We start from the raw sequence: 24,110 nt of genomic DNA on the forward strand, positions 1-24,110 counted from the left end.
TGCAATTACTCTCCGGACATTATGGAAGCGAAAGCACCTTCAAGCCTGCGTAGCTCCCGCCCGGAGCAGGCTTGGGCAAGGAGGTTTATAGGGGCTTTCTCGCAACATCTGCCTGATGTTTCAATCATAAACGTCCTTGCTATTTTCGTAGTCTACGACCCCGTGCAGCTCCCGCTGACGCGGCCGCTCAGCATCGGAGAACTGGCTCGGCAGCCTCACCTCTGGACCTTCCCCAAATGGGATCGACAACCCATAGCTGATCGCGAAACGCCGAAATTCACGTTCGTTAAGCTGCGCCATCGAAAGGTCCGCGGGCTTGGGGACCTCTGCCAAGCGGTAGGGCGGAATGCCTGCGTTGTGGTGTCCGAAGCGGCTGTGGGTCGAGCTGATTGTCTCCTTGTACCATCGGGAATGAGCGCCACCGCCGCCGACAAACACGATCAACGGCTTCATACTTGAGGGATCGCGCTGGCCAACGAACTTTCGGTGGCGTGCTTCGCTCTGGATCGGATCCCAGCGCCAGTCTCGACTATCTTTTCGTTTCGCGTTGGCCACGACATGGCCGACGAGTTTGCGGACTTCGCTTGCCAAGTCCTCGTTGTTGGGCGCGGCGGCAATCGCTGTATCGAAGTTGGCGGCGGCCTCGATGTCTGATGCGGCCCCTTCCGCAGTCGGTCGAAGTGCCGCCATCCCCAGCGGGGCCACGCGACCCGAATAGAAGTTAAGTCCTCGCTCGCCATTGTCGTTGACGTAGTTGAATGCAACGCCGTCCACGGTGCCCCCACCAATGTCAAAATAGACGTAGACGCCGGGGGCCGCTTCGCGCGAGGTGATAAAGGATTGGACCGCCGCCGATATCTCAGGGATGGCATGAAAATCGGCAAGCGAGCGATCGGGGCGGCCAACGTCTGTGACGTAGGACTCGACAGCTGCTTCGACCGTCGCCGGAACGGCACCTCGGCGCACCCAGGACCAGGACACGCCGAGCACTTCCTCGAAGACAGCTAAAACGTTGGAGTCGTAATGCTCAACCGGCACGCCGACGTTCGCCGACCAAACGACGGAACGGTTGCGTAGCCGATCTGCCTCCGCGCGCTCAATCCAGCGTTGGCTTCTTAAAATGATGGTGGCGAGGAACCAGGCAGCGAGCGCGCGAATGCTTTGCTCATCGTCGAGATCGAGTCCGGCCACCGTGGGAAGCGGGCTGCCGATGGCCTCTCCCGCAAGACGCATCTTGAGGTAAGGCACGTAGATCGCCTTCAGGTCTTCCGAGGCTTCGTCAGCGACATGCAACTTGCCATCCGCATCTACGGCAAGGAGAGTCGGTACGAGCGCATTGTTGGCGACTCCTCGCCCGATCATGGCAATACCCGATTGCTCCGTCCCGACGTCGCGGAAACAAACCTTTGTGAAGCTCGTTCCGAAATCAATGCCAAGATTGATGGCTACGGGCGGCGCAGTCTTGGCGGGACGGGCGGGCGCCTCATCTATCCACCGGGTCGACCCCGCGGAAGAATTGGAGGCGACGGAAGCGTTGTCGACGGTTGAAGGCGCGTCGTCGTTGTTGCCCTCAGCAGGAGAACGTTGGGCAGGCTCACGAGAAGGAATCCCGAGGAGCCGGTGTCTGAGTGTTCTGAGCTTTGTGCGCCAGTCGTCAGCCACTACTCCACCCTCACCACGCCGACGGCCAGCGCGCTCATCGTTGGGTCAACGGCTCGCCGCCGCGCAAGTCTGTCCAGCTTTACTCTTAGCTGTTCTTCTTCCTTGCGGATCAAGCCTTCGGTCGGGGCGATCGGACGGACCTTCTGCTCCGCTCTGAAGCGATCGATACGCCGCTGAAGCTCTGTGATTCTGCGCTCAGCAAACTTCCGAGCGCTTGTTTCCTGTTGATCGCAGCGCAGAGTGTTCTCCGCGTAGAAATCTGAAAGGCGCTCGCCAAAAGCATCTGACAGCGCCTGTTCACATATCACGGCGCCGGCGCAGATGGCATCCATGCTTTCCAGCATGTTGCCGGCATTCGGGAAGGGCGCTGCATGGCGGGCGGCCCTGGTAACGAGATCCTCGGATTCTGCGGACGGCAGCGGGTCCACCTCACCCAACCGGATTGCACGAAAAGCCAGAAGGTGATCCGACCGGAAGCCCGTGAAAGACCATCGGTGCGCGCAGAACACATAGTCGCCAGGCGCCACTCCCGCGTCTTGGGCCGTCATTTTCAACGCGTTGACGCGATGCAACTGGCTTTGGTCCGCATCGTAATTGCCTCGGATCCAGAGAATGAGCGGGTGGCTCGGCTCTACATATTCAACGTCCTGAGTTACCTTCCGCGTGGCACGCGGATCGAACAGGCACAGGATTGGCCTCGAGGTCTGGTGCAGGCGGGTTCGCGTGGCAGGCGTTGCCTTTGCCACGAAGTATCCAAGGTCACGCCGGGCTTCGTCGGAAAGAGATATGCGGGCAGCGTGATCGGCATCGGCATCCTCTATCTTTGTGCCGGGATACTTGCGCGCGAAGAAGTCCTCGACCAGGGAGCGCAACTCTACGGCACTGAGCCAGCGGCCTTTGTCGCGGCTGTCATTGATGTGGTCGAGAATGTAGTCAGAGAAGCCGACGAGGTTGACGGCCTCTTGCTCAAGATCACGTTGCTGCTTCTGGGTATTCTGAATTGCGAGCTCGGCGGTAGCTGATCGGCGCTCACGCTCATCGTCGCTGAGTTTCGGATCGAGCAGAGACAGCATCAGCTGCTCAGTGGTTTCGCCGAGGATTTCTTCAAGGTCGCCGATACTCTCCCTGAAGACGTTGATGCGCTCATAGAGGCGCATGAGAATGCGGTCCTCGACGGTGTTTGTGACAGCCAGATTGATGATGGAAATGCGCTCGGCCTGCTGGCCCAGACGGTCGAGACGGCCAATTCGTTGCTCGATGCGCATAGGGTTCCACGGAAGGTCGTAGTTCACGACAAACCGGCAGAACTGTAGGTCGATACCTTCACTGCCAACCTCGGACGACAGCAGGATCGAAGGACCGTCAGCGTCTCTGAATTGTTCAATGATCTCGTCCTTCTGGCTGCCCATGGCGCCCATGATGACAGCGGCCCGGACGCCGTCGGCCTTCAGACGGCGCGCAAGGTATTTCAGGGTGCCGCGATAGAAGGCGAAGACGACGAACTTCTCGCCGGGGTTCTTTACGAGCTCGCGTTTAAGGAAATCGATCAGCGCTTGATACTTGGCATCGCCTCGCTCCAGCGCACCGATGTCATAGGAAAATCCGAAGCCGGCGGATGTGTCCCCTTCCTCGTCTTCGCCATCGTCCCATGCGTCGCTCGACAGGCCTAGATCGTCCCAAAGCAACTCCTCGAGAAGGTCTTTGTCGCGCCAGCTTTCCAAAGCGCCGACGATAGAACTCGCCATCTGTCGTTGGCGGGCGATCAGCGAGAACAAGGAAACCCCCGTCACGCCAACCGATTGCTCCCGAATGCGGTCAGTGACGTGGTTGTAAATGGCAGCTTCTGCATCACTAAAGGTGACGTTCAGAGTCTGCGGAGCGCGTTCGACCCGATTGGCCAGCACCTCTCGCTTTCGGCTTCTCGTCATATACTGCGAGAGCAGAGAGCGCGCCTCGAGCAGTCTGAGTGTTTCGATGCGCCTGTCCGCGCTGGGGATCGGGTCGCGCAGGTGCGTCTTGATGCGGTCTACAACGAGATCATTCTTGAAGTAGTCGGACTTTCCGGCGTCCTCCAGCGCGGCCATGGCCCCTTCGATATCGGCCGGCTCGCGCCAAAGCGCGCGTTGTGCGCGGACGATGCAGGCATTGGCGTTGAGCATCTCCTGAAAGAGGAAGGTGTCGTAGAATTCGTCAGGGTCGATAAGGCGCAGCAACTGATAGAGATTGTCACTGCCAATCTGGATCGGGGTTGCTGTGAGCAGGATAAGGTGGTGAGACGCCTCGCGCAGCAGTCGACCGATGCGATTGTTGCCTGTAGACGGGTTCCGCAGATAGTGAGCCTCATCGATGATAACGTGGTCGAACAGGGCAAATTCGTCCGTCGCTACATTCTCATCCAGCAGCCGCGCAAACTTCGCGCGCGTGCTTTGCAGCGTATCATCCTCGAAATTCGCGGGCGGCCGGATACCCTCCAGACTCGTAATGTAGACAAAAGATTGGGACGCGCTTCTGCCCGGAAGATCCGCGACACGCTCCAGCAGCTCTCTCGCTGAAACAACCTCTCCGGTGATGTTGAAGCGTTGACGCAGGTCGCTCCGCCACTTCTCGCGCAACATGGCCGGGCAGACAATCAGGAGCCTGCGTGCCGCGTGGCGCGCCTGCAATTCTTTCCAAATGTAGGTGGCCTCGATGGTCTTGCCGAGACCGACCTCATCGGCGATCAGCATTCGGCCGACTGGGGATTCAATGAAGCGCATCACCGGCTTGAATTGATGCGCATAGAAGTCAGTATTACTCGCCTCCATCGAATAGAAAACGTTGGTTAGATCGCCCTTGACTTTTTCGAAGGTGAGCACGCGCCGTAGGTCACTCGGACCACCAAAGGCACCGGAGGCGAGCAGCTCGAACAGGTCGGTTTCTACGCTTACCGGTTCGAGAAGATCGAAGCGTTTGTAGAGCTTCTCATTTGGCCCAAAATCCACTTCCACCATGAGAAAGCTGCCAGCCGATTTCGTTCGGCCAGTCGTCGTGCCATGCCGCCCAGGGTTGTCTCGCAGACATACCCGCAGACCCGGTACTGCCGGGTTCCACTCTTCACGCTCTCCTTCGGCCATCAGTTCCATTTAACCAGTACGTTGACGCAGGCCAATGCAGCGTCAATGCAGCGTCAATGCGAGCGCTTTTGTAGTCTCGCCATAAATGCAACATGCGCATATCGTTCCTCGTCCGCGCATTCAGCAAAACCCTTAGTGCCAAGGGCACGGAATCACCGTCCGCCAACCAGTGACGGCAAGCCCTAGATCCGGCCAGGACCCAAGGCAACATAATGTGAGTGCCTGAATATTTCCCGCGCTCCCCGCGTCAAAGTATAGGGTCACAAAAAGAAATTTGAACACGAAACTTCTTCTTCGCCACGGAAAAAACATGACGAGCTATCCGACCGCGCCTGCGATCCCGACCATCCTTATGACGTCATCGTTTTCCATGCCTTTTCGCGCTTTTACCGTGACGGCGCCGGCATGGAACTGGTGATCCGCAAGCTGCGCAAGCATGGTGTGGAAGTTGCATCGGTCACGCAGCCCAATGGCGATGATCCGTCCGCCGCGATGATCCGCCAAATCATTGGAATTTTTGATGAGTATACCTCCAAGGAGAACGGCAGACAGGTCACGCGCGCTATGACCGAGAATGCCCGCCAGGGCTTCTGGAACGGCGCCTCGCCGCCACTTGGTTACACAATCGTCGAGGCCGAGCGCCGTGGGCAGAAAATCAAGAAAAAGCTCGCCATCGATCCCGTGGAAGCCGAGGTTGTGCGACTGATTTTTCGCCTCTATCTCGAAGGCGATGCCGCCACCGGCAAGCCTCCGATGGGCATCAAGGAGGTTGTCAAATGGCTTAACGGCCATGGCTATCGCACCAAGAAGGGCGGCACGTTCGGTGTCGGCCCGCTGCACCATATTCTGACCAACAAGGCCTATATCGGAAGTTGGCACTATCATTCGCGCAATTCCAGGTCTGGCGGCAAGCATCCTGAAGGCGAAGTCGTTGAAGTGCCGGTGCCGGCTATTCTCGATGAGGGCGTTTTCCATGCAGCCCAGGCCAAGCTTGCGGCCAATAATCCGCGCGTTAGCCCGGTGCGAGCCATCAGCGGCCCCATCCTGCTCACCGGCATCGCCACCTGCTCCCATTGCGGCGGCGGCATGACCCAGCGCACCGGCACTTCCGCCACCGGTCGGGTCTATGCGTACTATACTTGCGCCACCCGCGCCCAAAAAGGCGCCACTGCCTGCAAAGGCAATACCATCCCAATGGCCTATCTGGACGAGGTGGTCCGAAAAGCCCTCGATGAAAAACTGTTCGCGCCAGAGCGACTGGCAGCTTTGCTGACCGCCGTGGCCGCCAGGCGCTCGGAAAAAGCCGAAGCAAATAACGCCCGGCTCGTTGCACTCCAGGTCGAGGTCGATACCGCAAAAGAGCGATTGCAGCGCCTCTACACCCTGGTCGAAGATGGCCTTGCCGAAATGGACGACCTGCTCTGTGAGCGTATCACCGTCCTTAAGGCCGACCGCGAAAAGGCGCAGGCCGCTCTCGACCGTGCACGCCGCGAGACGGGGGGCGAAGCTGGCCTCGACCCCGAAAAGATCGCGGCATTTTCCAAGCTGATGCGCGATGTGTTGGCGAGCTCCGACAACCCCACCCGCAAGGCCTATTTGCGCTCGCTGCTAAATGTAGAAGTCGGGCCGGAAAAGGTCCGCATTATGGGCAGCCGCGAAACGCTCTATGCCGCCGCCGGTGCCAATAATTCTTCTGCAGAATTAGTTCAGCTTTCTGGACTGAAGTGGCGCGCCCGAAGAGATTCGAACTCCTGACCCCCAGATTCGTAGTCTGGTGCTCTATCCAGCTGAGCTACGGGCGCGCATTGCCGACCAAATCGGCGGTTCCAGGCGGAGGTGGTAAGCTCTTCGGCCTGAAGCGGCGCAACCCATACATGGGCGGTTCCGCCTTGGCAAGCGCGCAGATGACAGTTTTTCGCAGGAGCCTGCGGCTCAGGGCCGGACAAGCAGGCTGGCGGGGAAAATCAGCTCGAAGCGCGTGCCTTGCGGCTGGTCGGCCAGGACTAGCCGCCCCCCATGCGCCTCGGTGATTTCGCGGGCGATGGCGAGGCCGAGCCCGGTGCCGCCCGCCCGAGCGGAGCCTTCGAATGCCACGAACAGGTTGGCGCGCGCCCGCGGCGCCAGGCCCGGGCCGTTATCGGCGACCGCAATGGTCACCGTGTCGCCATCCTGGGTCGCGGTGACCGAGACTTCCGGCGCGGCTATGGCGCTGCCGGCTGCCTCGAGCGCCTCGCGGGCATTCTTGAGCAGGTTGAGCAACACCCGGCCTAACTGGCCGGCATCGACGTTGAGCACCAGTTCCTGGGGTGTAGCGTTGGTGAAGCCGATGTCGGGATGGCCCGCGAGCCGCGCCTCGAAAGCGGCATCGGCGACCAGGGTGGCGATGACCGTGGGGGCCATGACCGGCGGGGCCGCCGTCTCGCGGCCATAGTCCAGCACCGACTGGGCAAAGCCGATGGCCTTGTCGAGGGTGGTGACCAGGCGCGGGGCCAGCCGTTGTACCTTGGGATCGTCAAGCGTCGCCACCTGGTCCGAGAGCAACTGCGCCGAGGTCAGGGTGTTGCGCAGGTCATGATTGATCTTGGCGACGGCGAGGCCGAGATCGGCCAGGTGCCGGCGCTGGCGCAGCATGGAGAAGAGGTCCGACTCCATCGCCGCCAGTTCGCGCTCGACGGTGCCGATTTCGTCGCGCCGGAAGGACGGGACGATGATGCGGCTGGCATTTTCCGGCTCCTGGCGGAAAGCCAGCATATTCTGCGTCAGCCGGCGCACCGGATAGATGAAGAGGTAGCTGGCCATGAAATAGAGCGCCACCGCGGTGATGGCGGCGATGGAGAGCGAGACGATGCCGATCTGGCGGGAATAGGCCAGCATGTCCTGCCGCAGCGGGCGTTCGGACATCAGCAATTCGACGAGGCTATCATCGAGATCGCCTTCGCCGACAATGCGCAAAGTGCGGTCCGGGTCGGCGAAGAGCGTATCGAGCGCGCCCGATATCAGCGTCATCAGGTCCGCCTGGCGCATGTCGGCGGTGACCACGAGATCCGGACGGATGGGGCTGGCCAGTTCGATCAACTGGCTCTGGCCCTGGCGGCGATAGACGATGGCATTGGCGCCGGCCGAGGTCAGCAGGCGGTCGGTCAGTTCGCGCGGCAGCGCCATGACGTCGGGCACCGCATCGAGCACGCGCGCGGCGACCACGCCGACCCGGAGCCGGTCGTCGAGCCAATTGGCCCGGAAGGCGGCCAGGGTGGGCAGATAGACCACGATCTCGACCAAAAGTATCACCCCGATGATGGTGGCGATGAGCTTGATCGAGAGACCGGAGAACCGGCTGGGCAAAACGCTGCGTTCGGCTTTCATTTCAAGACATTATAGGCCATCGCCGCCTAGGCGTAAGCCCCGGATTGGGGTCAGCGCTGGCGAGTGAGGCCGGGCAGGCGCCGTGTCCAGCCGGCGCGCGGCTGCTGCGCCAGGTGCTGGAGGGCAAGATCGACAAGAGCCGCGGCCGGACTGGCGGCGGGCAAGGTCAGTTGCCGAAGTTCGCCGAGCGGCAGGCCACGCGCCATGGCCAGGGCCAGCAGCGCCATGATCTCGGCTGCGCCCGGACCGACGGCACCCGCGCCGATGATGGCCCCGGCGCGATTGGCGACCAGGCGGACCGTGCCGGACGGAGCACCGATGGCCTGTGCGGCGTCGGTCTCGGCGAGATTGGCGCGCAGCACCACCTGGTCCGGGCGCAAGGCTCGTGCCGAATCGAGACCGACCTGGGCAAGGGCGGGCTGGGTCGAGACCAGCCTGGGCATGTGCCGCAGATCAAGGCGGCCATTGCCGGAGCCAAGCAGCCGCTCGACGAGCAGCCCAACCTGCCGAGCGGCCAGATGGGGCTCGTGCTCCCCGGCTGCGCCGCCGACAGCGCTGACGCGACCGTTGGAGGTCTGCCCGTCGGGACCGAGCAGGAGGTGATCGGCGCGCTGGCGGTCCCGCCGCAGCTTGAGGGCGCCGAGCAGGTCATCGTCGAGCTCGGGCACCTGACCCATGGCCAGCAAAATATGGGAGACGTCGAGGCTATCCTCACCATCGGGCACGCGAAGCGTGATGCCTGTTCCCTGGCTGCGCGGCACGATTGCCGTAATCTCGGCATCGTCGCGAATGGTGATCCCTTCCTCGCGCAGCGCGCGCAGCAGGATGGCGACCAGTTCGGAATCGAAACCGGGCAGCAGGCCGCCCTGCGGAACCAGTGTCACCATCGAGCCGAGGCGGCGATAGGCCTGGGCAAGCTCGAAAGCCTCAGGCGTGCCGCCGATGACCACCAGGTGGCTCAGCTTGCGGATATTGTCGAGAATGCTGTCCGGCGTGAAATAGGGAACTTGGTCGAACCCGGACAGCGGGGGAATCGCCGGCCTGGCGCCGGTCGCCAGCGCAAACTGGCGCGCCCGGATGGTGGCGTCGCCGCAACGAAGCGTCTGGCGATCGATGAAGCTCGCCTTGCCCGTCAAGATGGTGATGCCCAGCGCGGCAAGCCGCTCATCGGCGCCATCGGGCGCGGCGGCGTCGGCAATGGCCGCGGCATGCTCGGCAATGGCCCGGAAATTGGGCTTGGGCTCGGCATTGTCGAGCCCGACCCGGCCGGCGGTACGAAAGGCCTGGGCCCGTTCGGCGCTGGCGATGAAGGCCGCCCGCCGGAGGCCGGCCCTGGCCGGATCGCGTTTCTCCGCGCCGGGATGCTTGACCAGAACGACGGCAAGGCCGCGTTGCCGGGCCTGCAGGGCAAGGTCTATCCCCAGGGCACCGGCGCCAATGACACACAGATCGGGTTTGGTTACGTCTGCCATTATCGCGGGCGGCCAGAATAGGTGGGGTGAGCTTTATGCGGCGATATCGCCCCGAAAACAACGGGTCAACAGCGGCAAGGAAGTCGCGTTGCGCGCGTTGACTTGGGGGCGAGTTTTCCCTATAGACCCCACCAACCCGCACCGTGGGCGCCTGGCGCTCGATGTGTGTCTGATATTCCTGCTTGTGCAGAGCCAAACCAGAGGAACCGTGCCAGGCGCGGTTTGATGTCATGAAGCGTACTTACCAGCCGTCCAAGCTCGTGCGTGCCCGCCGCCACGGTTTCCGTGCCCGTATGGCCACCAAGGACGGCCGCGCGATCCTCAACCGTCGTCGTCGCGACGGCCGCAAGAAGCTCTCGGCCTAAGGCGCCGTGGCCGGATGACGGCCAGCGAGCAAAGCCCACGCGCCCTGCGCCGGCTGACCAAGCGTTCCCAGTTTCAAAGGGCTGCCCGGGGCAATCGCGCCGGGCGCTCTGCGTTTGGGCTACAGGTCATCGCCGTCGCCGATGCCGAACCCGGGATCGGCTACACGGTCACCAAGAAGACCGGCAATTCCCCAGAACGCAATCGCATAAAACGTCGCCTTCGCGCGGCTGTGACAGCATGTTCGCGTGACTTTGTCGCTCAGCATGACTATGTGCTGGTCGGACGACGGGAAGCCCTCAGCGAACCCTTTACCAAGCTTGTCGCCGACCTGGGCGCGCTGATCACGCGCGTGCATGCCCCCAGGCCGACCGACGAGCGACCTTCTTCCGGCCGCGGGCCACGGAAACCGAGATAATGGAAAACAATCGCAACATCATCCTGGCCGTCGTGCTCAGCATGGTCGTGCTGTTCGGCTGGCAGTTCTTCGTGGCCGGGCCGCAGTTGCAGCGCCAGCAGGAGCAGGCGCAGATCGCCGCCCAGCAGGCGGAAGCCGAAGCCGCGCTGGCCACGCCCGCGACAACCGCAGCAGGGACCACGGCCGGCACCCCTGGCGCCGTCGCGACCGATGGCACCGCTGTCTATGCCGACCGAGCGGCCGCGATTGCCGCCAGCCAGCGCGTTGTCATCGACACCGAAGACCTGCACGGCTCGATCAATCTCACCGGCGCGCGCCTGGATGACCTCGAGCTCAAGCAGTATCGGGAGACTGTCGACCCAACTTCGCCGATCATCACGCTGCTGACCCCCGCTGGCGCGCCGCATGCCTATTTTGCCGAACAGGGCTGGGTGCCGGCCGCCGGCGCAACCGTTGCGGTTCCCGACGGAAAGAGCGTCTGGACCGTCGAAGGCGACGCCACCACGCTGACCGCGGCCACTCCGGTAACCCTGGTCTGGGACAATGGCGCTGGCCTCATCTTCCGGCGCACCTTCGCCGTAGACGAGCACTACCTGTTCACCGTCACCCAATCGATCCAGAATACCGGCACCACCGACGTCTCGCTTTTCCCCTATGCCCGCGTCGAGCGGCAGGGGACGCCCAAGGTCGCCAACTTCTTCATTCAGCATGAAGGCCCGCATGGCGTGCTGGGTTCGAACAACCTGGTCTCCAAGAAATACAGCGACCTGCAGAAGGACCAGCAGGCGCGCTTCGACAACACCACGGGCTGGCTCGGCTTCTCGGACAAATACTGGGCCACGGCCGTGATGCCGAAGGCCGGCACGGGCATGAATGCCCTGTTCTCCTGGAAGAATACCGGCAGCTTCGACGACTACCAGACCAGCTTCGTCGAAACGACGCCGGTGGTGGTCGCGCCGGGCGCCACGGTTGCCCATGAGAGCTATCTGTTTGCCGGCGCCAAGGAAGAATCGGTCATCAGCGCCTACCAGACCGAATATGGCTTCGACCGGCTCGAACTGCTGATCGACTGGGGCTGGCTGCACTTCATCACCAAGCCGATGTATTACCTGCTGACGTTCCTTTACGGCATCATCGGCAATTTCGGCGTCGCCGTCCTCTGCGTGACGGTTATCGTCAAGGCCATCTTCTTCCCGCTGGCCAATCGTTCCTATGCCTCGATGGCCGCCATGCGCCGCGTGCAGCCGGAAATGAAGGCGATTCAGGAGCGGCTCAAGGACGACCGCCCGGCCCAGCAGCAGGCCATGATGGAGCTCTACCGCAAGGAAAAGATCAATCCGCTCAGCGGCTGCTGGCCGATCCTGATCCAGATCCCGGTCTTCTTCTCGCTCTACACCGTCATCTTCATCAGCCTGGACATGCGCCATGCGCCCTTCTTCGGCTGGATCCAGGACCTGGCGGCGCCCGATCCGACCAATATCTTCACCCTGTTCGGCCTGATCCCCTGGGATCCGACCGTCCTGCCGATCGTGGGGAGCTTCCTGCATCTGGGCATCTGGCCGGTCATCATGGGCATCACCATGTGGGTGCAGATGAAGCTCAACCCGCCGCCGCCCGATCCGACCCAGGCGATGATCTTCAACTGGATGCCCATCATCTTCACCTTCATGCTGGGCACCTTCCCGGCGGGCCTCGTCATCTACTGGGCGTGGAACAACACGCTGTCGGTGGCGCAGCAGTATTTCATCATGAAGCGCCACGGCGCCGAGGTGAACCTGTTCGGCAACATCATGGACACCTTCCGGCGCAAGCCCAAGGAAGCCGAGCCGACCAAGTCCTGATCGCCAGCAACGGTCAGCCGTGTTATGGCCCGCCGGACACCTCCGGCGGGCTTGTTCTTTGAGAGATGCGCAGATGAGCGAAATCGACTACGCCCCCGACATGATTGAACGCGGCCGCCTGATGTTCGCGCGGCCGTTCCTGTTCACCAAGGGCTGCGTGCGCATTGCCGACCTGCCGCCCATGGACCGGATCGAAATCGCCTTTGCGGGCCGCTCCAATGTGGGCAAATCGAGCCTGATCAACGCGCTATGCGGCACATCGAGCCTGGCCCGTACGTCTAATACGCCGGGCCGTACGCAGGAACTCAACATCTTCGAGAGCCAGAGCGAGCCGCTGCGCATCGTCGACATGCCCGGCTACGGTTATGCCAAGGCGCCCGAGGACAAGGTGCGGCAGTGGACCAAGCTCATCCACCAATACCTGACCGGGCGCGCTACGCTGCGCCGCGTCTATGTGCTGGTCGATGGGCGGCATGGCCCCAAGGATAATGACCTCACCGTGATGAACGAGCTCGACAGGGCGGCCGTAAGCTACCAGATCGTTCTGACCAAGGCGGACAAGCCATCAGCCGGCGAGCTGGCCAAGGTCATAGAGGCCACCCAGGCCGCAATCGTCAAGCGGCCGGCGGCGCATCCGCGCGTGATCCTTACCTCTTCCCTCAAGGGCGACGGCCTGCGCGAGTTGCGGACCGAAATCGCCATGCTGCTGGAGAGCTGACGCTACCGCGTCGTACAGGCGACCCAGCGACGGAGGATTTCCGACAGCGGTTGGGCCTTGGCCAGGACGTCGGCTTCATCCCTGAAGGTCACCACGCCGCGGTCCGGTGCCGCCCAGCTGATGAGCTTGTCGGGATCCTCGAAGCGGAACAGGTCATCGGCCCCGGCCTTGGCGCCACGATGAAGGATCAACTGCAGGCGATCACCGGGATGGAGACGCATGGTGATGCGGTCATCCTCGCCCGGCCCGAAGCTGGGTGCGTTCCACTTGATGCGCTCGACCAGCCCGGGCACGGCATCGTGGATCAGCCGGCGCAACGACTCGATGGCCGGCTTGTGTCGATGCTCAAGGCTATCGAGGTAGGTATCGACCGGTCTCAGCTTTTCCGCCACAGCCATGTCAGCGCCCTCTGAAGAACTGCCCGATATACCCGGCAACGTCGCCGCTATTGGATGGCTTGGCAACTGAAGCCAGCGCCGTTTCCACGACCGTATCGGGCGCCTTGCCGCGACGCAACTCCGCCAATGCGATCGTGTAGTCGTCGGCGAATTCGGGGTGTGGCTGGAAGCTCAATGCCGCCCCGTTGCGATAGACCAGCCCAGCATTGGGCGTGAAATCTGAGCGCAGGATCACTTCAGCCTCGGCAGGTGGGACGATCACCTGATCCTGGTGCGAGCAGGCAACGGCAAGCATGCTTGGAGCATCACCCATGAAATCTGGGCGCTTGCTTACACCATAGCTGTGCCGCCCCAGACCCCAGCCTTTCTCGGATTTGCGCACGTCGCCACCCAGGGCATCCGCCATGATCTGGTGGCCGAAGCACACACCCAGCATCGGCGTCTGCCTGCCGTAGGCGTCGCGGATGAAGGCGCGCAGCGGGTTCATCCAAGGAAGGTCGTCATAGACACCCGCCGCCGAGCCGGTAATGACGATGCCCTCGAGCGCACCCGGATCGGGGAAAGGTTCGCCGTCGGAAACGGCGACCAGGTCATAGGAAAAACCCAGCCCGGTGCCATCGAACATGGTCTCGAACATCTTGCGATAGGGGCCGAACCGGTCGCGCAACGGGGCCGGCACCTCGCCGGTCTGGATGATGGTAAGCTTCATTCGGCACGCGGGTGGAGGAGCATTGCGCCCGTATATCCCACTGCGCCGTTCCCGCGAAGGCAGGAATCCACCTTTCCGCAAACCAACCAGAAATGGATCCCCGCCTTGGCGGGGATGGCATCGTGGTGGGCCTAGGCCGGAATGAACTGCAGTGACACGCCGTCGATGCAGTAGCGCAGGCCGGTGGGCGGCGGGCCGTCCTCGAAAACGTGGCCCTGGTGGCCGCCGCAATTAGAGCAGTGCAGCGAGACCCGCGTCATGCCGAAGCTATTGTCCTCGCGCGTCCCCAGAGCGCCCGGAATGAAATCGTAGAAGCTGGGCCAGCCGGTGCCGCTATCGAATTTGGTTTCGGACTTGAACAGGGGCTGGTCGCAACCGGCGCAGGCGAAGATGCCCTCGCGGTGTTCGTCGAGCAGCGGAGAAGTGAAGGGGCGCTCGGTGCCTTCTTCGCGCAGCACCACATAGGCCTCGGGCGAGAGCTTGGCCCGCCATTGCGCCTCGGTCAGCTTATAGGGAAAATCGCCTTCCGCCGCTCGTGCGGCACCCATGGGCCGGAAGTATGCGAAAGCGGCCAGGCCGGCCAGGGCGGTGCCGCCCAGCAACAGGTTGCGACGGTCGATAACCATGGGTCTCTTCCCTTCAGAAGTTGCCCCGCGCCCGGGCCGCAGGAGGGGATGCGGGCGGTAGCGCGGGGCTTGTGCGACGGGTCACTGTAAGGCTTTTGGCACGGCAGTGGCACGTCAAACTATGGTGAGAGGCCGGCGGGCCCGACCTCTCTCGAAGCGCTATTCGGAACAGCGCCTCGATTGGTTACAGAGCCGGCGAAGCCTGTCTGCATAGCGGCATGAGCCGCCTTACAGAGCGGCAAAAGCCGCCTGTTACATGGCCGACTTGGGGGTCAGGACGGCGTCGATGACGTGGATGACGCCGTTGGACTGGATCACGTCGGCAATGGTGACATTGGCGGTGGTGCCATTTTCGTCGGTCACGGTGACCTTGCCATCAGCGGCCTTGAGGGTCAGCTTGCAGCCGCCCACGGTGTCCACGACGTGTTCGCCGCCATCGGCCTCAACCATGCTGACGATGTCGGTCGACAGGGCCTTGGCCGGAATGACGTGGCAGGCCAGGATGGTCGAGAGCATTTCCTTGTTCTCGGGCTTCAGCAGGGTTTCGACGGTGCCTTCCGGCAGGGCGTCGAAGGCAGCGTTGACCGGAGCCAGCACGGTGAAGGGGCCAGGGCCCGACAAGGTCTCGACGAGGCCAGCAGCCTGGACCGCGGCAACCAGCGTGGTGTGGTCAGCCGAGTTCACAGCGTTTTCGACAATGTTCTTGTCGGCATACATGGGGGCGCCGCCGACTTCCGGATTGTCCTGGGCAAAAGCAGCGCCCGAAAGAGCGGAGACGGAGAGCATGGCAGCGAGGGTCAGAGTGCGGAAATTCATGGTCGTTCCTTCCTGTGTTCTTGGTCCCGTTGATCGGGAGACGCAGGCAGATACGAACGGCATCCGGGGCCAGTTTCGGGGAGTTTCAGCGTAAATTTCGCTATTTTGCTGAAACCTTTTGCCGCGTGATTTCGTATCGCGCGGGACGCGGCAGCTAGTGTTCAGATGTCTGGTGTCGTATCGGAAAACGCCAAAACCTCATTCCCGCGAATCCGGGAATGAGGTCGTGGTGGAATGGGTGGCACCGCAGAGCGACGCCTAGATCGGGGTGGCCGAGCCGACAGCGACGATGGGGCCCTGGGCGACGCCGGTGGGCGAGCCGCCGGTTTGTTCGAGCGTAACTGCCAAAACGGTGCCCGGGCCAATGACAGTGGGATCGACCGCGATTTCGCGGCGCTCGTTGACCGGAATGACGCCCATGGACACTGCCGGCTGGTCACCGTTGATGTACCAGAGCTCGAAATCCTTGTCGGGGATCGCCGAGCCCTTTAGCGAGGTGATGCGAACCTCTCCCGACCCTTCGTCGTAGAGCGCAACGAATTCTACCCCGCTGCCCTCCTGGGCCTGCAAGGCAGCGACCAGCTGGACCGCCATGGTGCTGGCATCGAAGCGCGGCTGCATGAGGTTGAAGCCGACAGCGGCCACCGCCACGGCGATGGCCCCGGCGGCGATGGAACGCCATACCATCAGGCTCTCCCACCAGGGCAGCGGCGCGCGGGTGCGGATCGCATCGCCAAAGGCCCTCGCCTCGATGGCGGCATAGATGTGGGCGGGGACCGGAGTTTCCTCGAATTCGGCATTGAGGGCCGCGAAGCGGGACACCCAGAAATCGCGCTCGGCGCGCAGGCCCTGGTCGGCCTCGATCAGACGCCCCACCCGTTCGTGCTCGCTGGGCGAAAGCAGGCCGAGCACATATTCGGCCACCAGGGCATTGCGCCCCTCGAAATCTCCGCCGATGTCGTCGCTCGTGCTCATGCCGTCAGACAGTCTTTCAGTTTGATGAGGCTCCGGCGCAGCCAGGTCCGCATCGTGTTAAGTGGCACCGCGAAACGCGTTGCCAGTTCCTCGTAGCTATAGCCATCGAGATAGGCACCGCGCACCGCTTCGGCACGATCGGGTTCGAGCGTGCCCAGGCAGTAATCGATGCGGCCCCGTTCGTCATTGTCCTCGGCGGCGCGTTCCGGGGTCGGACCGCCGTCGGGGATTTCGAGCGCCACGTCGATATCGTCGGAAACCGGGCGACGGGCCCTCAAAATGTCCAGTGAATGGTTGCGGGCCACGGCCACCAGCCAGCTGATGGGGCTGGTATTGCCCGCTACATAGCGATCGGCGCGCTGCCAGATCTTCACATAGACTTCCTGAATGGCCTCCTCGGCTTCCGAACGGTCCTTCAAGATACGCAGGGTCACGCCAAACAGTTTCGCGCTGGTGCGCTCGTAAAGCGAGCGGAACGCGGCCCGGTCGCGCAGGGCGCAGCGGGCGATGAGATCGGCGATCTCCTGGGACGGCGTTGTCGTGGTCATGAAACTTGTCTGCCTCCGCCGCCGCTTCTACCGAGCGGTCTCAAGGGTGCAATCAGAGCGCATATTGGATCAATGCGCAAATGCGGCATAATCGCCTTTTCCTTTGCTTATTGTTGTTCTAGACCCTTTGCGGTCTTTTTTGCGCCGCTTTGCCAACAGATTGGGTCCGTCCATGACAGATCAGACTTCGAACGACCGGTTCAGCCACGACGCCGGTATTCTGGCGCAGGCGCTGCCCTATATGCAGCGCTACGAGGGCAAGACCGTCGTGGTGAAATATGGCGGCCATGCCATGGGCGACCTCAAGCTGGGCCAGGCTTTTGCGCGTGACATCGCCCTGCTCAAGCAGAGCAAGGTCAACCCGATCGTCGTGCATGGCGGCGGTCCGCAGATCGCTTCGATGCTGAAGAATCTGGGCATCGAATCCAAGTTCGAGGGCGGCCTGCGCGTGACCGATGCGCGGACGATGGAAATCGTCGAAATGGTGCTGGCCGGCTCGATCAACAAGGAAATTGTCGCGCTCATCAACGCCGAGGGCGAGTGGGCGATCGGTCTTTGCGGCAAGGACGGCAACATGGTCTTCGCCAAGAAGGCGCACAAGACCATGACGGACCCGACGTCCAATATCGAAAAGGTGCTCGATCTGGGCTTTGTCGGCGAGCCCGTAGAGGTCGACCGCACGCTGCTCGACCTGTTGGCACGCTCGGAGATGATCCCGGTCATCGCCCCGGTGGCGCCCGGCCGCGACGGCAACACCTACAACATCAATGCCGACACCTTTGCGGGTGCCATTGCCGGTTCGCTCGGGGCCAAACGCCTGCTGTTCCTCACCGACGTGCCCGGCGTGCTCGACAAGGACGGCAAGCTGATCCCCGAACTCAGCGTCGCCGACGCCAAGGCGCTGATCGCCGACGGCACCATTTCGGGCGGCATGATCCCCAAGGTCGAAACGTGCCTTGAAGCGCTCGACAATGGCGTCGAGGGCGTGGTCATCCTCAATGGCAAGATGCCCCATGTCGTGCTGGTGGAGCTGTTCACCGAATTCGGCGCCGGCACGCTGATCGTTCGATAGCGTCTTGGTCGCATTGACGCTTTGCTAACCATTTGCCACAGCTCGGTCGATTTGACCGGGGTGTGGCACAACTGCCCTAGCCCGGTCCGGAAAACTCATGGCAAATTTTAGCCATCAGGTGCGGGGGCTTTGTTATGCGTTCATTGATCAAGTTGGCGGCAGTAGCGGCGTTGGCCGTTTTGGGTCCGGTTGCGACGGCCCAGGCCCAGTCCATGGTGGCGCCCATGGTCACCAGCAACATGTACCAGCCCACGTCCTCGGCCTGGGACGGATTCTACCTGGGTGCCCAGGGGAGCCTCATCGGCATGAAGAGCCATGAAAGCGCGCCCGGCATCCTGCCACCACCCGAGCAGCTGCTGGGCGATATCGGCGGCAGCGCGGGCGTGTTCGCCGGCTATCGCTATCAGCTGACCGACTGGTTCGTGCTGGGCGTCGATGCCGAAGTGAACAATGTCGCCACCCAGTTCGAATATAGCGGCCTCAACTATGGCGCGCTCAAGTGGGATGCCGCGGTGCGCGCCACTCTGGGCTACCCGGTGGCCCCTAACGTGCTGGCCTATGGCACGGTTGGGTACTCCTGGGGCAGGTTCGACCTCAGCCCCAGCCGCGGCGTCACGACCGAATTCACCGCCGGTGGCTTCCAGCTCGGATTGGGCGTGGACATGATGGTCACGCAGAACATCATTGCGCGCCTCAACGCCACCTGGACCCATTATGGCGTCAACAATGTGCCGGGCGGCGGCACGAGCGAGCCGAGCAACCAGGTGGTTCGCGCCGGTCTTGCCTGGAAGTTCTAGCCGCCGGTCCTGCCTTTTCGCTCGGGCCGCCCACTGGGCGGCCCTTTGCTTTGCGCGTCCTCGGCGATCAGCGCCTCGGTCAAGCGCCTTTGCAGTGCCACCGAGTCCTCGAGAATGCGGATGAAGGCGTCCAGTTCGGCGGCGCTGTAGCGGGCCAGCATGGCCGCGCCCGCCTGTTGCGGCGGACCATAGGCCTGAGCCGCCAGGGCATGGGCCGCGTCGGCGGCTTCGACCATGACCTTGCGTCGATCGTTGGCATCGGGGCGGCGTCGCACGAAGCCGCGTTCCGCCAGCCGGTCCACCAGTGCCGTCACTGCTGCCGGCGTCAGCCGTGTCTCGGCGGCGATGGCACTGGCGGTCTGCGGGCCGTGCATCAGAAAGCTCAGGCAAAGCCGCTCGGAGGCGTTGAGGCCCCAGCGCGCGCCCACGGCTTCGTCATAGCGCTGGTTGGCATCCTGCCAGCGCATCACCAGCCCACCCAGCTGCGAAATCAGGTCATCCTTGCTCGGGCTTGACATTATTGTTCGATCATCTAATGGTTCGACCATCTAATAATTAGGTGCTCGTACAATGTCTGTTCTCACCGTTCCCGATGCAAGTCCGCTTTCACGGTCATCCACCATTGCCATATGTGGCGGCGGTATCGGTGGGCTGGCGACAGCCCTGGCGCTCAAGCGGGCCGGCTTTGCGCCCGAGGTCTTCGAGCGGCACGCGCCGCAGCAGTTGCGCGAGGAAGGCTTGTTCCTGACTTTGGCGCCCAATGGCTGCAATGGCCTGCGCGCCCTGGGTCTTCTGGATCAGGTGATGGCGGCAGGCCTGCCGACGCGCGGCATTGCCGTATTCAACGAAGCGGGCAAGCGGCTGACGCTGGTGGATTATGGCAGCCAGGGTGAAAAATACGGTGCTAGATCGATCACCCTGCGGCGCGGCGCGCTGGCGGGCGTGTTGCTCGACGCGGCTCAGGCTGCCGGCATTGTCATCCACCATGGCGCGCCCATTGCCGACATACACCAGGACGAAGAAGGCGTAGTGCTCGAGGCGAATGGCGAGAGGCAGCGCTTTGCCCTGGCGCTGGCCTGCGACGGGTTGCGCTCCACTGTGCGACGGCTGGTATTTCCGGACCTGCCGCAGCCACGCTATTCCGGCCTGATCGGAACGGGCGGCTTCGCCGATGCGCCGGGGGTGGCTGACACGGACGGGATCATGAACATGGTGTTCGGCCACCGCGGTTTCTTCGGCTATATCACAGAGGGGTCGGGGCCAGTTTACTGGTTCAACTCCTTCCCGGCGCCGGAGAGTCAGGCCGGCCCGGTGAGCGATGGGGCCGCCTTTGCCCGCCAGCTTGGGGCGATGCATGACGGCGACCCCCTGGACACGATGGCCATTCTCGCGGCCACGCCTCGGGTCGACCGGCACTACCCCATCTACGACATGCCCGAGTTGCCGCATTGGTCGGCAGGCCGGGTGTTGCTGCTGGGGGATGCCGCGCACGCCGTGGCGCCCCATTCGGGGCAAGGCGCGTCGCTGGCGATAGAAGATGGCATCGTGCTCGCGACGTGTCTCGCGGCGGGCCAGGACTACGCAACCGCCTTCCGGCGGTTCGAGGGGCTGCGGCGGGATCGCCTGCAAAAGGCCATCAGCATCGGCCGGGCCATGGGATCGCAGAAGCAGGCGCAATCCTGGCTGGCGCTGCGCCTGCGCGACCTCATGCTGCCACTGTTCATGCCGCTGGGCGCGCGGATGCAGGAAAAGCTCTATGCGTTCCGGGTCGACCTGACGCCGCTGGCGCAACCGGCACAATGAAAAAGGGCGCCCGAGGGCGCCCTTTCCGATCAGGCTTCGACCAGCGCCGGCTGGACCGGCACGCCGCCGCGCCCGGGGCCGGCCTTAGGCCCCTTGAACAGCGGCGACAGCAGCAGAACCAGGGCGAAGCTGCCCACCACGTACCAGAGCGCCAGGCTCGAGGCGCTGGCAAAAGCGGCATGCGGGGTTCCCCCGGCGGCAAAGCTGTTGCCCAGGTTGGTGAAGAAGATTTCCCCGATGATGGCCACGCCCAATGCACCGCCCACCTGCTGGAAGGCCTGCAGGGCGCCCGAGCCGGCCCCGGCGTCGCGCGGCGGCACATTCGCCAGCACAAGCTGGAACAGCGAGGAGAAGCCCAGGCCCAAACCGATACCGGCAATCAGCAGCGGCGGCAGGAAAGCCCAGTGGTCGATGCTATCGGTGACTCCGGCAATATAGAAATGCAGCCAGGCGATGCCGAAGGACAACAGGGCACCGGCCAATGCCAGGCGAGCGCGCAGATAACGAGCGCCGAAGCGACCGGCAATCACCGAGGCGATCAGGACGCCCACGGAGAAAGGTGTGTTGGTGAGGCCCGATTCAAGCGGGGTGAAGTTGAAGCCGCCCTGCAGGAGCAGCGAGATCACCATGAACATGCCCGGAATGCCGGAGGCGAACACGGTCACCACGAAGGCACCGAACGCGAATTGCCTGTTGCTGATGAGGTCGTAGTTCAACAGTTGCGGCTGACCCGCGGCGGCGCGGCGGCGTGTCCACAGCAGGAAGACGGCGAGAAGGACCACGCCGGCGGCGATCATCGCAAAGGCCCAGAGCGGCCAGCCATAGGCGCGTCCTTCCACGATGGGAAAGACGACCGCGAGGATGCCCAAGCCGAACAGCCCGATGCCGACATAGTCATTGCTCATGCCCGCATGGCCCGGCAGGCGCGGGATCAGGTACCAGCCGGCAATAACGGCCGCGATCCCGATCGGGACGTTGACCAGAAAGATCGGCTGCCAGGACAGTCCGAAGAGATTGGCGGAGATCAGCACGCCACCCAGGATGGGCCCGCAGACGGAGGCAAGACCCGCCGATAGGCCGAAGAGCGAGAAGGCCTGGCCTCGCTCATGCGGCGGAAACGTCACCGTCGCGATGGCCAGCACCTGTGGCGTCATCATGGCGCCGGCCAGGCCCTGGATGATGCGGGCGATGATGAGGAACTCGATATTGGGGGCCAGGCCGCAAAGGGCCGAAGCGGCCGTGAAACCGGCAACGCCCCATAGGAACAGCGTGGTGCGGCCCAGGATGTCGCCGAGGCGGCCGAAGGGCAGCAGGCCCAGGGCAAAGGCCAGGATATAGGCGGCAATCACCCACTCGATCTGCGAATCGGTGGCGCCCAGGCCCTCGCGCATGGATGGCAGGGCGACGTTGACGATGGTCACGTCGATCAGGTTCATGAAATTGGCGATGAGCAGGATGAACAGCGCCAGCCAACGGCGCGAGTCGGGGGCAGCAGCTGCCGCTCCGGGGTTGTGGGTGTCAGACATGGTTAGCCCTCGGGATCAGGATTTGCGGATAAAGGAGTGCTCAAGTTCGGCCAGCACGATTTCGAGCCGGTCGCTGCGCGAGACGGTGGACTGGCGCCAGCAGTCGGACATGGCGCCGGTGGTGATCAGGCCGGCCGCCTCGGGGTCGAGGTCTGGCCGGAACGAGCCATCGGCGATGCCGAGGCGGTAGATTTCGATGAACTGGTTGCGCCAGAACTGGTGCATCGGGGTGACGATCGCTGCGATGGCGCTATCTCTGCGCGCCCGCTCGCCAAGTTCTGTCAGTATGATGATGAGTTCGGGCATATCGCGCACGGTTTCGCGAAAGTCGTCGAACTCAAGATGCAGGCGCTCCAGCGCGTTCTTGCCGTCACGCGGATGGCGCTGGGCCTGGGCGCGGAAGTCCTGGCGCAGCGAATCCGCCACCAGGGCGATCAGCGCCTCCTTGGACGGCACGTGATAGTGCAGCGTGGCGATATTGATGCCGACGCGGGCGGCGATATCACGGGTGCGCAGCCCCTCGAGCCCCTTTTCGATGATGATCTGACGTGCGGCCTCTGCAATGGCGGCCCGTCGGTCGTCGCCGCGTTCGCGTTTGCTGGCACTGGAGGGGTCGGTGGTCATCGGCCGGGATCTGAGATGAAGGCGCGGGCGGTTCTACACGAGCCCGCAGACTCAATCAATCATTTGATTGAGACAGGTCAGCCATGCCATTCCGGAATGGCCTCGGCTAATGGGGTGGTCATTGCCGGTCGGGAGGCGTACACTCAGCTGATGACAAAAAGCTTCCGCGTGGTCGACTTGCGCCAGGATGCGGCGCTGGTCGATACCGATATCGTCGTAGACGGCGTGCAATCCCCCGAAGCGGCCGTGCGAGACGCCCTTGGCATCAAGGTGGTGCGCAGCGGCGCCAAGCGCGATCTGGTGGCCAAGGTCTATTGGCAGCCTCTCGACCAGCCCCTGACCATGGTTCGCCTTTACGCCAAGACCGAAGAACACTGAGCCGGACGGCTCGGCTCACTCCATGTCCGGGACTTCACCGTGCTGGAACAGCACCACCGGATCACCGAACTCGCCATTGACCAGATCGGCCGTGCGCGACCAGCTGATCACGCCGGCATAGGTGCCCTGGGCCGCCATGCGGCGCGCATCCATCTTGGCTTTGTCGGCGGATGGAAGTTCGCGCGGCTCAAAGGCCGGTCGCAATTCGCCCTCCTCGTCCCGCACGAAGGCGCTGAGAACCACCAAGGTCTTGAGCTTGGATTCGGCTGGCTGTTGGGCTGTTTGACGCTTGTGCATTCTGCACCCCCGGAAGACTCGCCGGGCAGACTAGAACAAACAGAGAACCGAAAGCAAGCGTCAGCGCCGCGTGAGCGCCACGACGGGGATCACCTCACGTGTGGTCTTCTGCTCGTATTCGGCAAATTGGGGGAACCGCCTTGCCTGCTCGGCATAGATGGAATCACGCTCGTCGCCCTCCAGCACGCGGGCGCGCACCGGAATGCGCTCGATGCTTGTGCCGTCGCCAATCTCGATTTCAGCGTCGGGATGGGCCACCAGATTGTGGAACCAGGCCGGGTCCTTGGGCGCGCCGCCATAGGAGGCGAAGACGTAGATGGGGCCATCGTCGTCCTGCTGCAGATACATCAGAGGCGACAGGCGTTCAGCGCCGGATTTGGCGCCGGTGGTATAGAGCAGCAGCACCGGGGCATTCTTGAAATAGCCGCCCGGCTTGCCGCCGTGCTGTTTGAAGTCGGCAATGACCTGTGCGTTGAAGTCGTTCATGCTCAAATCCTTCAGGTTCCATCGCTGATTGCCGATCATTCCACCCATGGGGAGGCCGGGTCAAGGCCGGACCGAGGGTGCCGCCGGGCAGTTGACAAATTCCGC

General features: G+C 63.0%; 24 protein-coding genes, 1 tRNA gene and 1 pseudogene. 10 read left to right on the forward strand and 16 right to left on the reverse strand.

Annotated features, from left to right (window positions below; all coding sequences use genetic code 11):
- Positions 1 to 120 precede the first annotated feature (120 nt).
- A complete protein-coding gene (locus JI749_RS00425; RefSeq protein WP_201657152.1) occupies positions 121 to 1,662 on the reverse strand; it encodes an acetate and sugar kinases/Hsc70/actin family protein in 1,542 nt (513 codons plus the stop codon).
- A complete protein-coding gene (locus JI749_RS00430) occupies positions 1,662 to 4,784 on the reverse strand; it encodes an SNF2-related protein (RefSeq protein ID WP_201657155.1) in 3,123 nt (1,040 codons plus the stop codon). Before JI749_RS00430 ends, JI749_RS00425 begins: the two co-directional genes overlap by 1 nt.
- 300 nt (positions 4,785 to 5,084) lie before the next feature.
- Here JI749_RS00430 and JI749_RS17590 point away from each other — a divergent pair.
- Positions 5,085 to 5,762: pseudogene (locus JI749_RS17590) on the forward strand (recombinase family protein); the annotation flags it as partial.
- 33 nt (positions 5,763 to 5,795) lie between these two features.
- Positions 5,796 to 6,530: a zinc ribbon domain-containing protein gene (locus tag JI749_RS17595; RefSeq protein ID WP_407644915.1), complete on the forward strand. Its 735-nt coding sequence runs from the start codon at positions 5,796 to 5,798 to the stop codon at positions 6,528 to 6,530.
- Here JI749_RS17595 and JI749_RS00440 read toward each other — a convergent pair.
- From JI749_RS00440 to JI749_RS00450, 3 genes are all read right to left on the reverse strand, one after another.
- Positions 6,501 to 6,577 (reverse strand) — tRNA-Arg (locus tag JI749_RS00440). The two genes, JI749_RS17595 and JI749_RS00440, sit on opposite strands and share 30 nt — an antisense overlap.
- A 130-nt stretch (positions 6,578 to 6,707) precedes the next feature.
- On the reverse strand, positions 6,708 to 8,138 hold the full coding sequence (locus JI749_RS00445) for a sensor histidine kinase (RefSeq protein ID WP_201657161.1): 1,431 nt from the start codon (positions 8,136 to 8,138) through the stop codon (positions 6,708 to 6,710).
- A 50-nt stretch (positions 8,139 to 8,188) separates the two neighbouring features.
- Positions 8,189 to 9,610, reverse strand: a complete 1,422-nt coding sequence (locus JI749_RS00450; protein ID WP_201657164.1) for an FAD-dependent oxidoreductase — start codon at positions 9,608 to 9,610, stop codon at positions 8,189 to 8,191.
- A 230-nt stretch (positions 9,611 to 9,840) separates the two neighbouring features.
- On the opposite strand from JI749_RS00450, the gene rpmH reads away from it, so the two are divergent.
- The 4 genes from rpmH (at position 9,841) to yihA (ending at position 12,950) form a co-directional block, all read left to right on the forward strand.
- A complete protein-coding gene (rpmH, locus tag JI749_RS00455) occupies positions 9,841 to 9,975 on the forward strand; it encodes a 50S ribosomal protein L34 (protein ID WP_035077916.1) in 135 nt (44 codons plus the stop codon).
- Positions 9,976 to 9,989: 14 nt separating this feature from the next.
- Positions 9,990 to 10,391, forward strand: coding sequence for a ribonuclease P protein component (gene rnpA / locus JI749_RS00460; protein WP_201657167.1), 402 nt, complete (start codon positions 9,990 to 9,992; stop codon positions 10,389 to 10,391).
- Positions 10,391 to 12,232: a membrane protein insertase YidC gene (yidC, locus tag JI749_RS00465; RefSeq protein WP_201657170.1), complete on the forward strand. Its 1,842-nt coding sequence runs from the start codon at positions 10,391 to 10,393 to the stop codon at positions 12,230 to 12,232. Before rnpA ends, yidC begins: the two co-directional genes overlap by 1 nt.
- A 73-nt stretch (positions 12,233 to 12,305) precedes the next feature.
- Positions 12,306 to 12,950 carry a ribosome biogenesis GTP-binding protein YihA/YsxC gene (yihA, locus tag JI749_RS00470; RefSeq protein WP_201657173.1) on the forward strand — a complete coding sequence of 215 codons (645 nt, stop codon included), beginning with the start codon at positions 12,306 to 12,308 and terminating at the stop codon, positions 12,948 to 12,950.
- Positions 12,951 to 12,952: 2 nt separating this feature from the next.
- Here the strand turns inward: yihA and JI749_RS00475 are convergent, their stop codons facing one another.
- From JI749_RS00475 to JI749_RS00500, 6 genes are all read right to left on the reverse strand, one after another.
- The gene (locus JI749_RS00475; RefSeq protein ID WP_201657176.1) at positions 12,953 to 13,348 is read right to left on the reverse strand and encodes a DUF1801 domain-containing protein; all 396 of its coding nucleotides are present in this window, start codon (positions 13,346 to 13,348) and stop codon (positions 12,953 to 12,955) included.
- 1 nt (position 13,349) lies between these two features.
- A complete protein-coding gene (locus JI749_RS00480; RefSeq protein ID WP_201657179.1) occupies positions 13,350 to 14,057 on the reverse strand; it encodes a glutamine amidotransferase-related protein in 708 nt (235 codons plus the stop codon).
- Between the two features lie 131 nt (positions 14,058 to 14,188).
- Positions 14,189 to 14,683 carry a peptide-methionine (R)-S-oxide reductase MsrB gene (gene msrB / locus JI749_RS00485; RefSeq protein WP_201657182.1) on the reverse strand — a complete coding sequence of 165 codons (495 nt, stop codon included), beginning with the start codon at positions 14,681 to 14,683 and terminating at the stop codon, positions 14,189 to 14,191.
- Between the two features lie 252 nt (positions 14,684 to 14,935).
- Complete coding sequence (locus JI749_RS00490; protein ID WP_233280811.1) at positions 14,936 to 15,499, reverse strand: fasciclin domain-containing protein; 564 nt, start codon at positions 15,497 to 15,499, stop codon at positions 14,936 to 14,938.
- A gap of 258 nt (positions 15,500 to 15,757) precedes the next feature.
- A complete protein-coding gene (locus JI749_RS00495) occupies positions 15,758 to 16,474 on the reverse strand; it encodes an anti-sigma factor (RefSeq protein WP_201657185.1) in 717 nt (238 codons plus the stop codon).
- Positions 16,471 to 17,022 carry a sigma-70 family RNA polymerase sigma factor gene (locus JI749_RS00500; protein WP_201657188.1) on the reverse strand — a complete coding sequence of 184 codons (552 nt, stop codon included), beginning with the start codon at positions 17,020 to 17,022 and terminating at the stop codon, positions 16,471 to 16,473. Before JI749_RS00500 ends, JI749_RS00495 begins: the two co-directional genes overlap by 4 nt.
- A gap of 172 nt (positions 17,023 to 17,194) precedes the next feature.
- Between JI749_RS00500 and argB the strand changes: the two genes are divergently transcribed.
- Both argB and JI749_RS00510 read left to right on the forward strand, forming a co-directional pair.
- Positions 17,195 to 18,094 carry an acetylglutamate kinase gene (gene argB / locus JI749_RS00505; protein ID WP_201657191.1) on the forward strand — a complete coding sequence of 300 codons (900 nt, stop codon included), beginning with the start codon at positions 17,195 to 17,197 and terminating at the stop codon, positions 18,092 to 18,094.
- A 134-nt stretch (positions 18,095 to 18,228) separates the two neighbouring features.
- Entirely contained in the window at positions 18,229 to 18,891 is a 663-nt protein-coding gene (locus tag JI749_RS00510) for an outer membrane protein (protein WP_201657194.1), read from the forward strand.
- On the opposite strand, the gene JI749_RS00515 is transcribed toward JI749_RS00510, so the two are convergent.
- Positions 18,888 to 19,409, reverse strand: a complete 522-nt coding sequence (locus JI749_RS00515; protein WP_201657197.1) for a MarR family winged helix-turn-helix transcriptional regulator — start codon at positions 19,407 to 19,409, stop codon at positions 18,888 to 18,890. The genes JI749_RS00510 and JI749_RS00515 overlap by 4 nt on opposite strands.
- Positions 19,410 to 19,461: 52 nt before the next feature.
- Between JI749_RS00515 and JI749_RS00520 the strand changes: the two genes are divergently transcribed.
- A complete protein-coding gene (locus JI749_RS00520; RefSeq protein ID WP_201657200.1) occupies positions 19,462 to 20,694 on the forward strand; it encodes an FAD-dependent oxidoreductase in 1,233 nt (410 codons plus the stop codon).
- A gap of 29 nt (positions 20,695 to 20,723) precedes the next feature.
- Here the strand turns inward: JI749_RS00520 and JI749_RS00525 are convergent, their stop codons facing one another.
- Together JI749_RS00525 and JI749_RS00530 are read right to left on the reverse strand one after the other, a co-directional pair.
- The gene (locus tag JI749_RS00525; RefSeq protein ID WP_201657204.1) at positions 20,724 to 22,220 is read right to left on the reverse strand and encodes a DHA2 family efflux MFS transporter permease subunit; all 1,497 of its coding nucleotides are present in this window, start codon (positions 22,218 to 22,220) and stop codon (positions 20,724 to 20,726) included.
- 15 nt (positions 22,221 to 22,235) lie between these two features.
- Positions 22,236 to 22,844 (reverse strand): TetR/AcrR family transcriptional regulator, encoded by a 609-nt coding sequence (locus JI749_RS00530; protein WP_201657208.1) that lies wholly within the window; start codon positions 22,842 to 22,844, stop codon positions 22,236 to 22,238.
- Between the two features lie 150 nt (positions 22,845 to 22,994).
- Here JI749_RS00530 and JI749_RS00535 point away from each other — a divergent pair, with 150 nt between their 5' ends.
- A complete protein-coding gene (locus JI749_RS00535; RefSeq protein ID WP_201657211.1) occupies positions 22,995 to 23,222 on the forward strand; it encodes a hypothetical protein in 228 nt (75 codons plus the stop codon).
- A 15-nt stretch (positions 23,223 to 23,237) separates the two neighbouring features.
- Here the strand turns inward: JI749_RS00535 and JI749_RS00540 are convergent, their stop codons facing one another.
- Positions 23,238 to 23,519: a hypothetical protein gene (locus JI749_RS00540; protein WP_201657214.1), complete on the reverse strand. Its 282-nt coding sequence runs from the start codon at positions 23,517 to 23,519 to the stop codon at positions 23,238 to 23,240.
- A gap of 60 nt (positions 23,520 to 23,579) precedes the next feature.
- On the reverse strand, positions 23,580 to 24,005 hold the full coding sequence (locus JI749_RS00545; protein ID WP_201657217.1) for a nitroreductase/quinone reductase family protein: 426 nt from the start codon (positions 24,003 to 24,005) through the stop codon (positions 23,580 to 23,582).
- Positions 24,006 to 24,110 lie beyond the last annotated feature (105 nt).

It is taken from the genome of Devosia oryziradicis, from assembly GCF_016698645.1.
Taxonomy (GTDB): Bacteria; Pseudomonadota; Alphaproteobacteria; order Rhizobiales; family Devosiaceae; genus Devosia; species Devosia oryziradicis.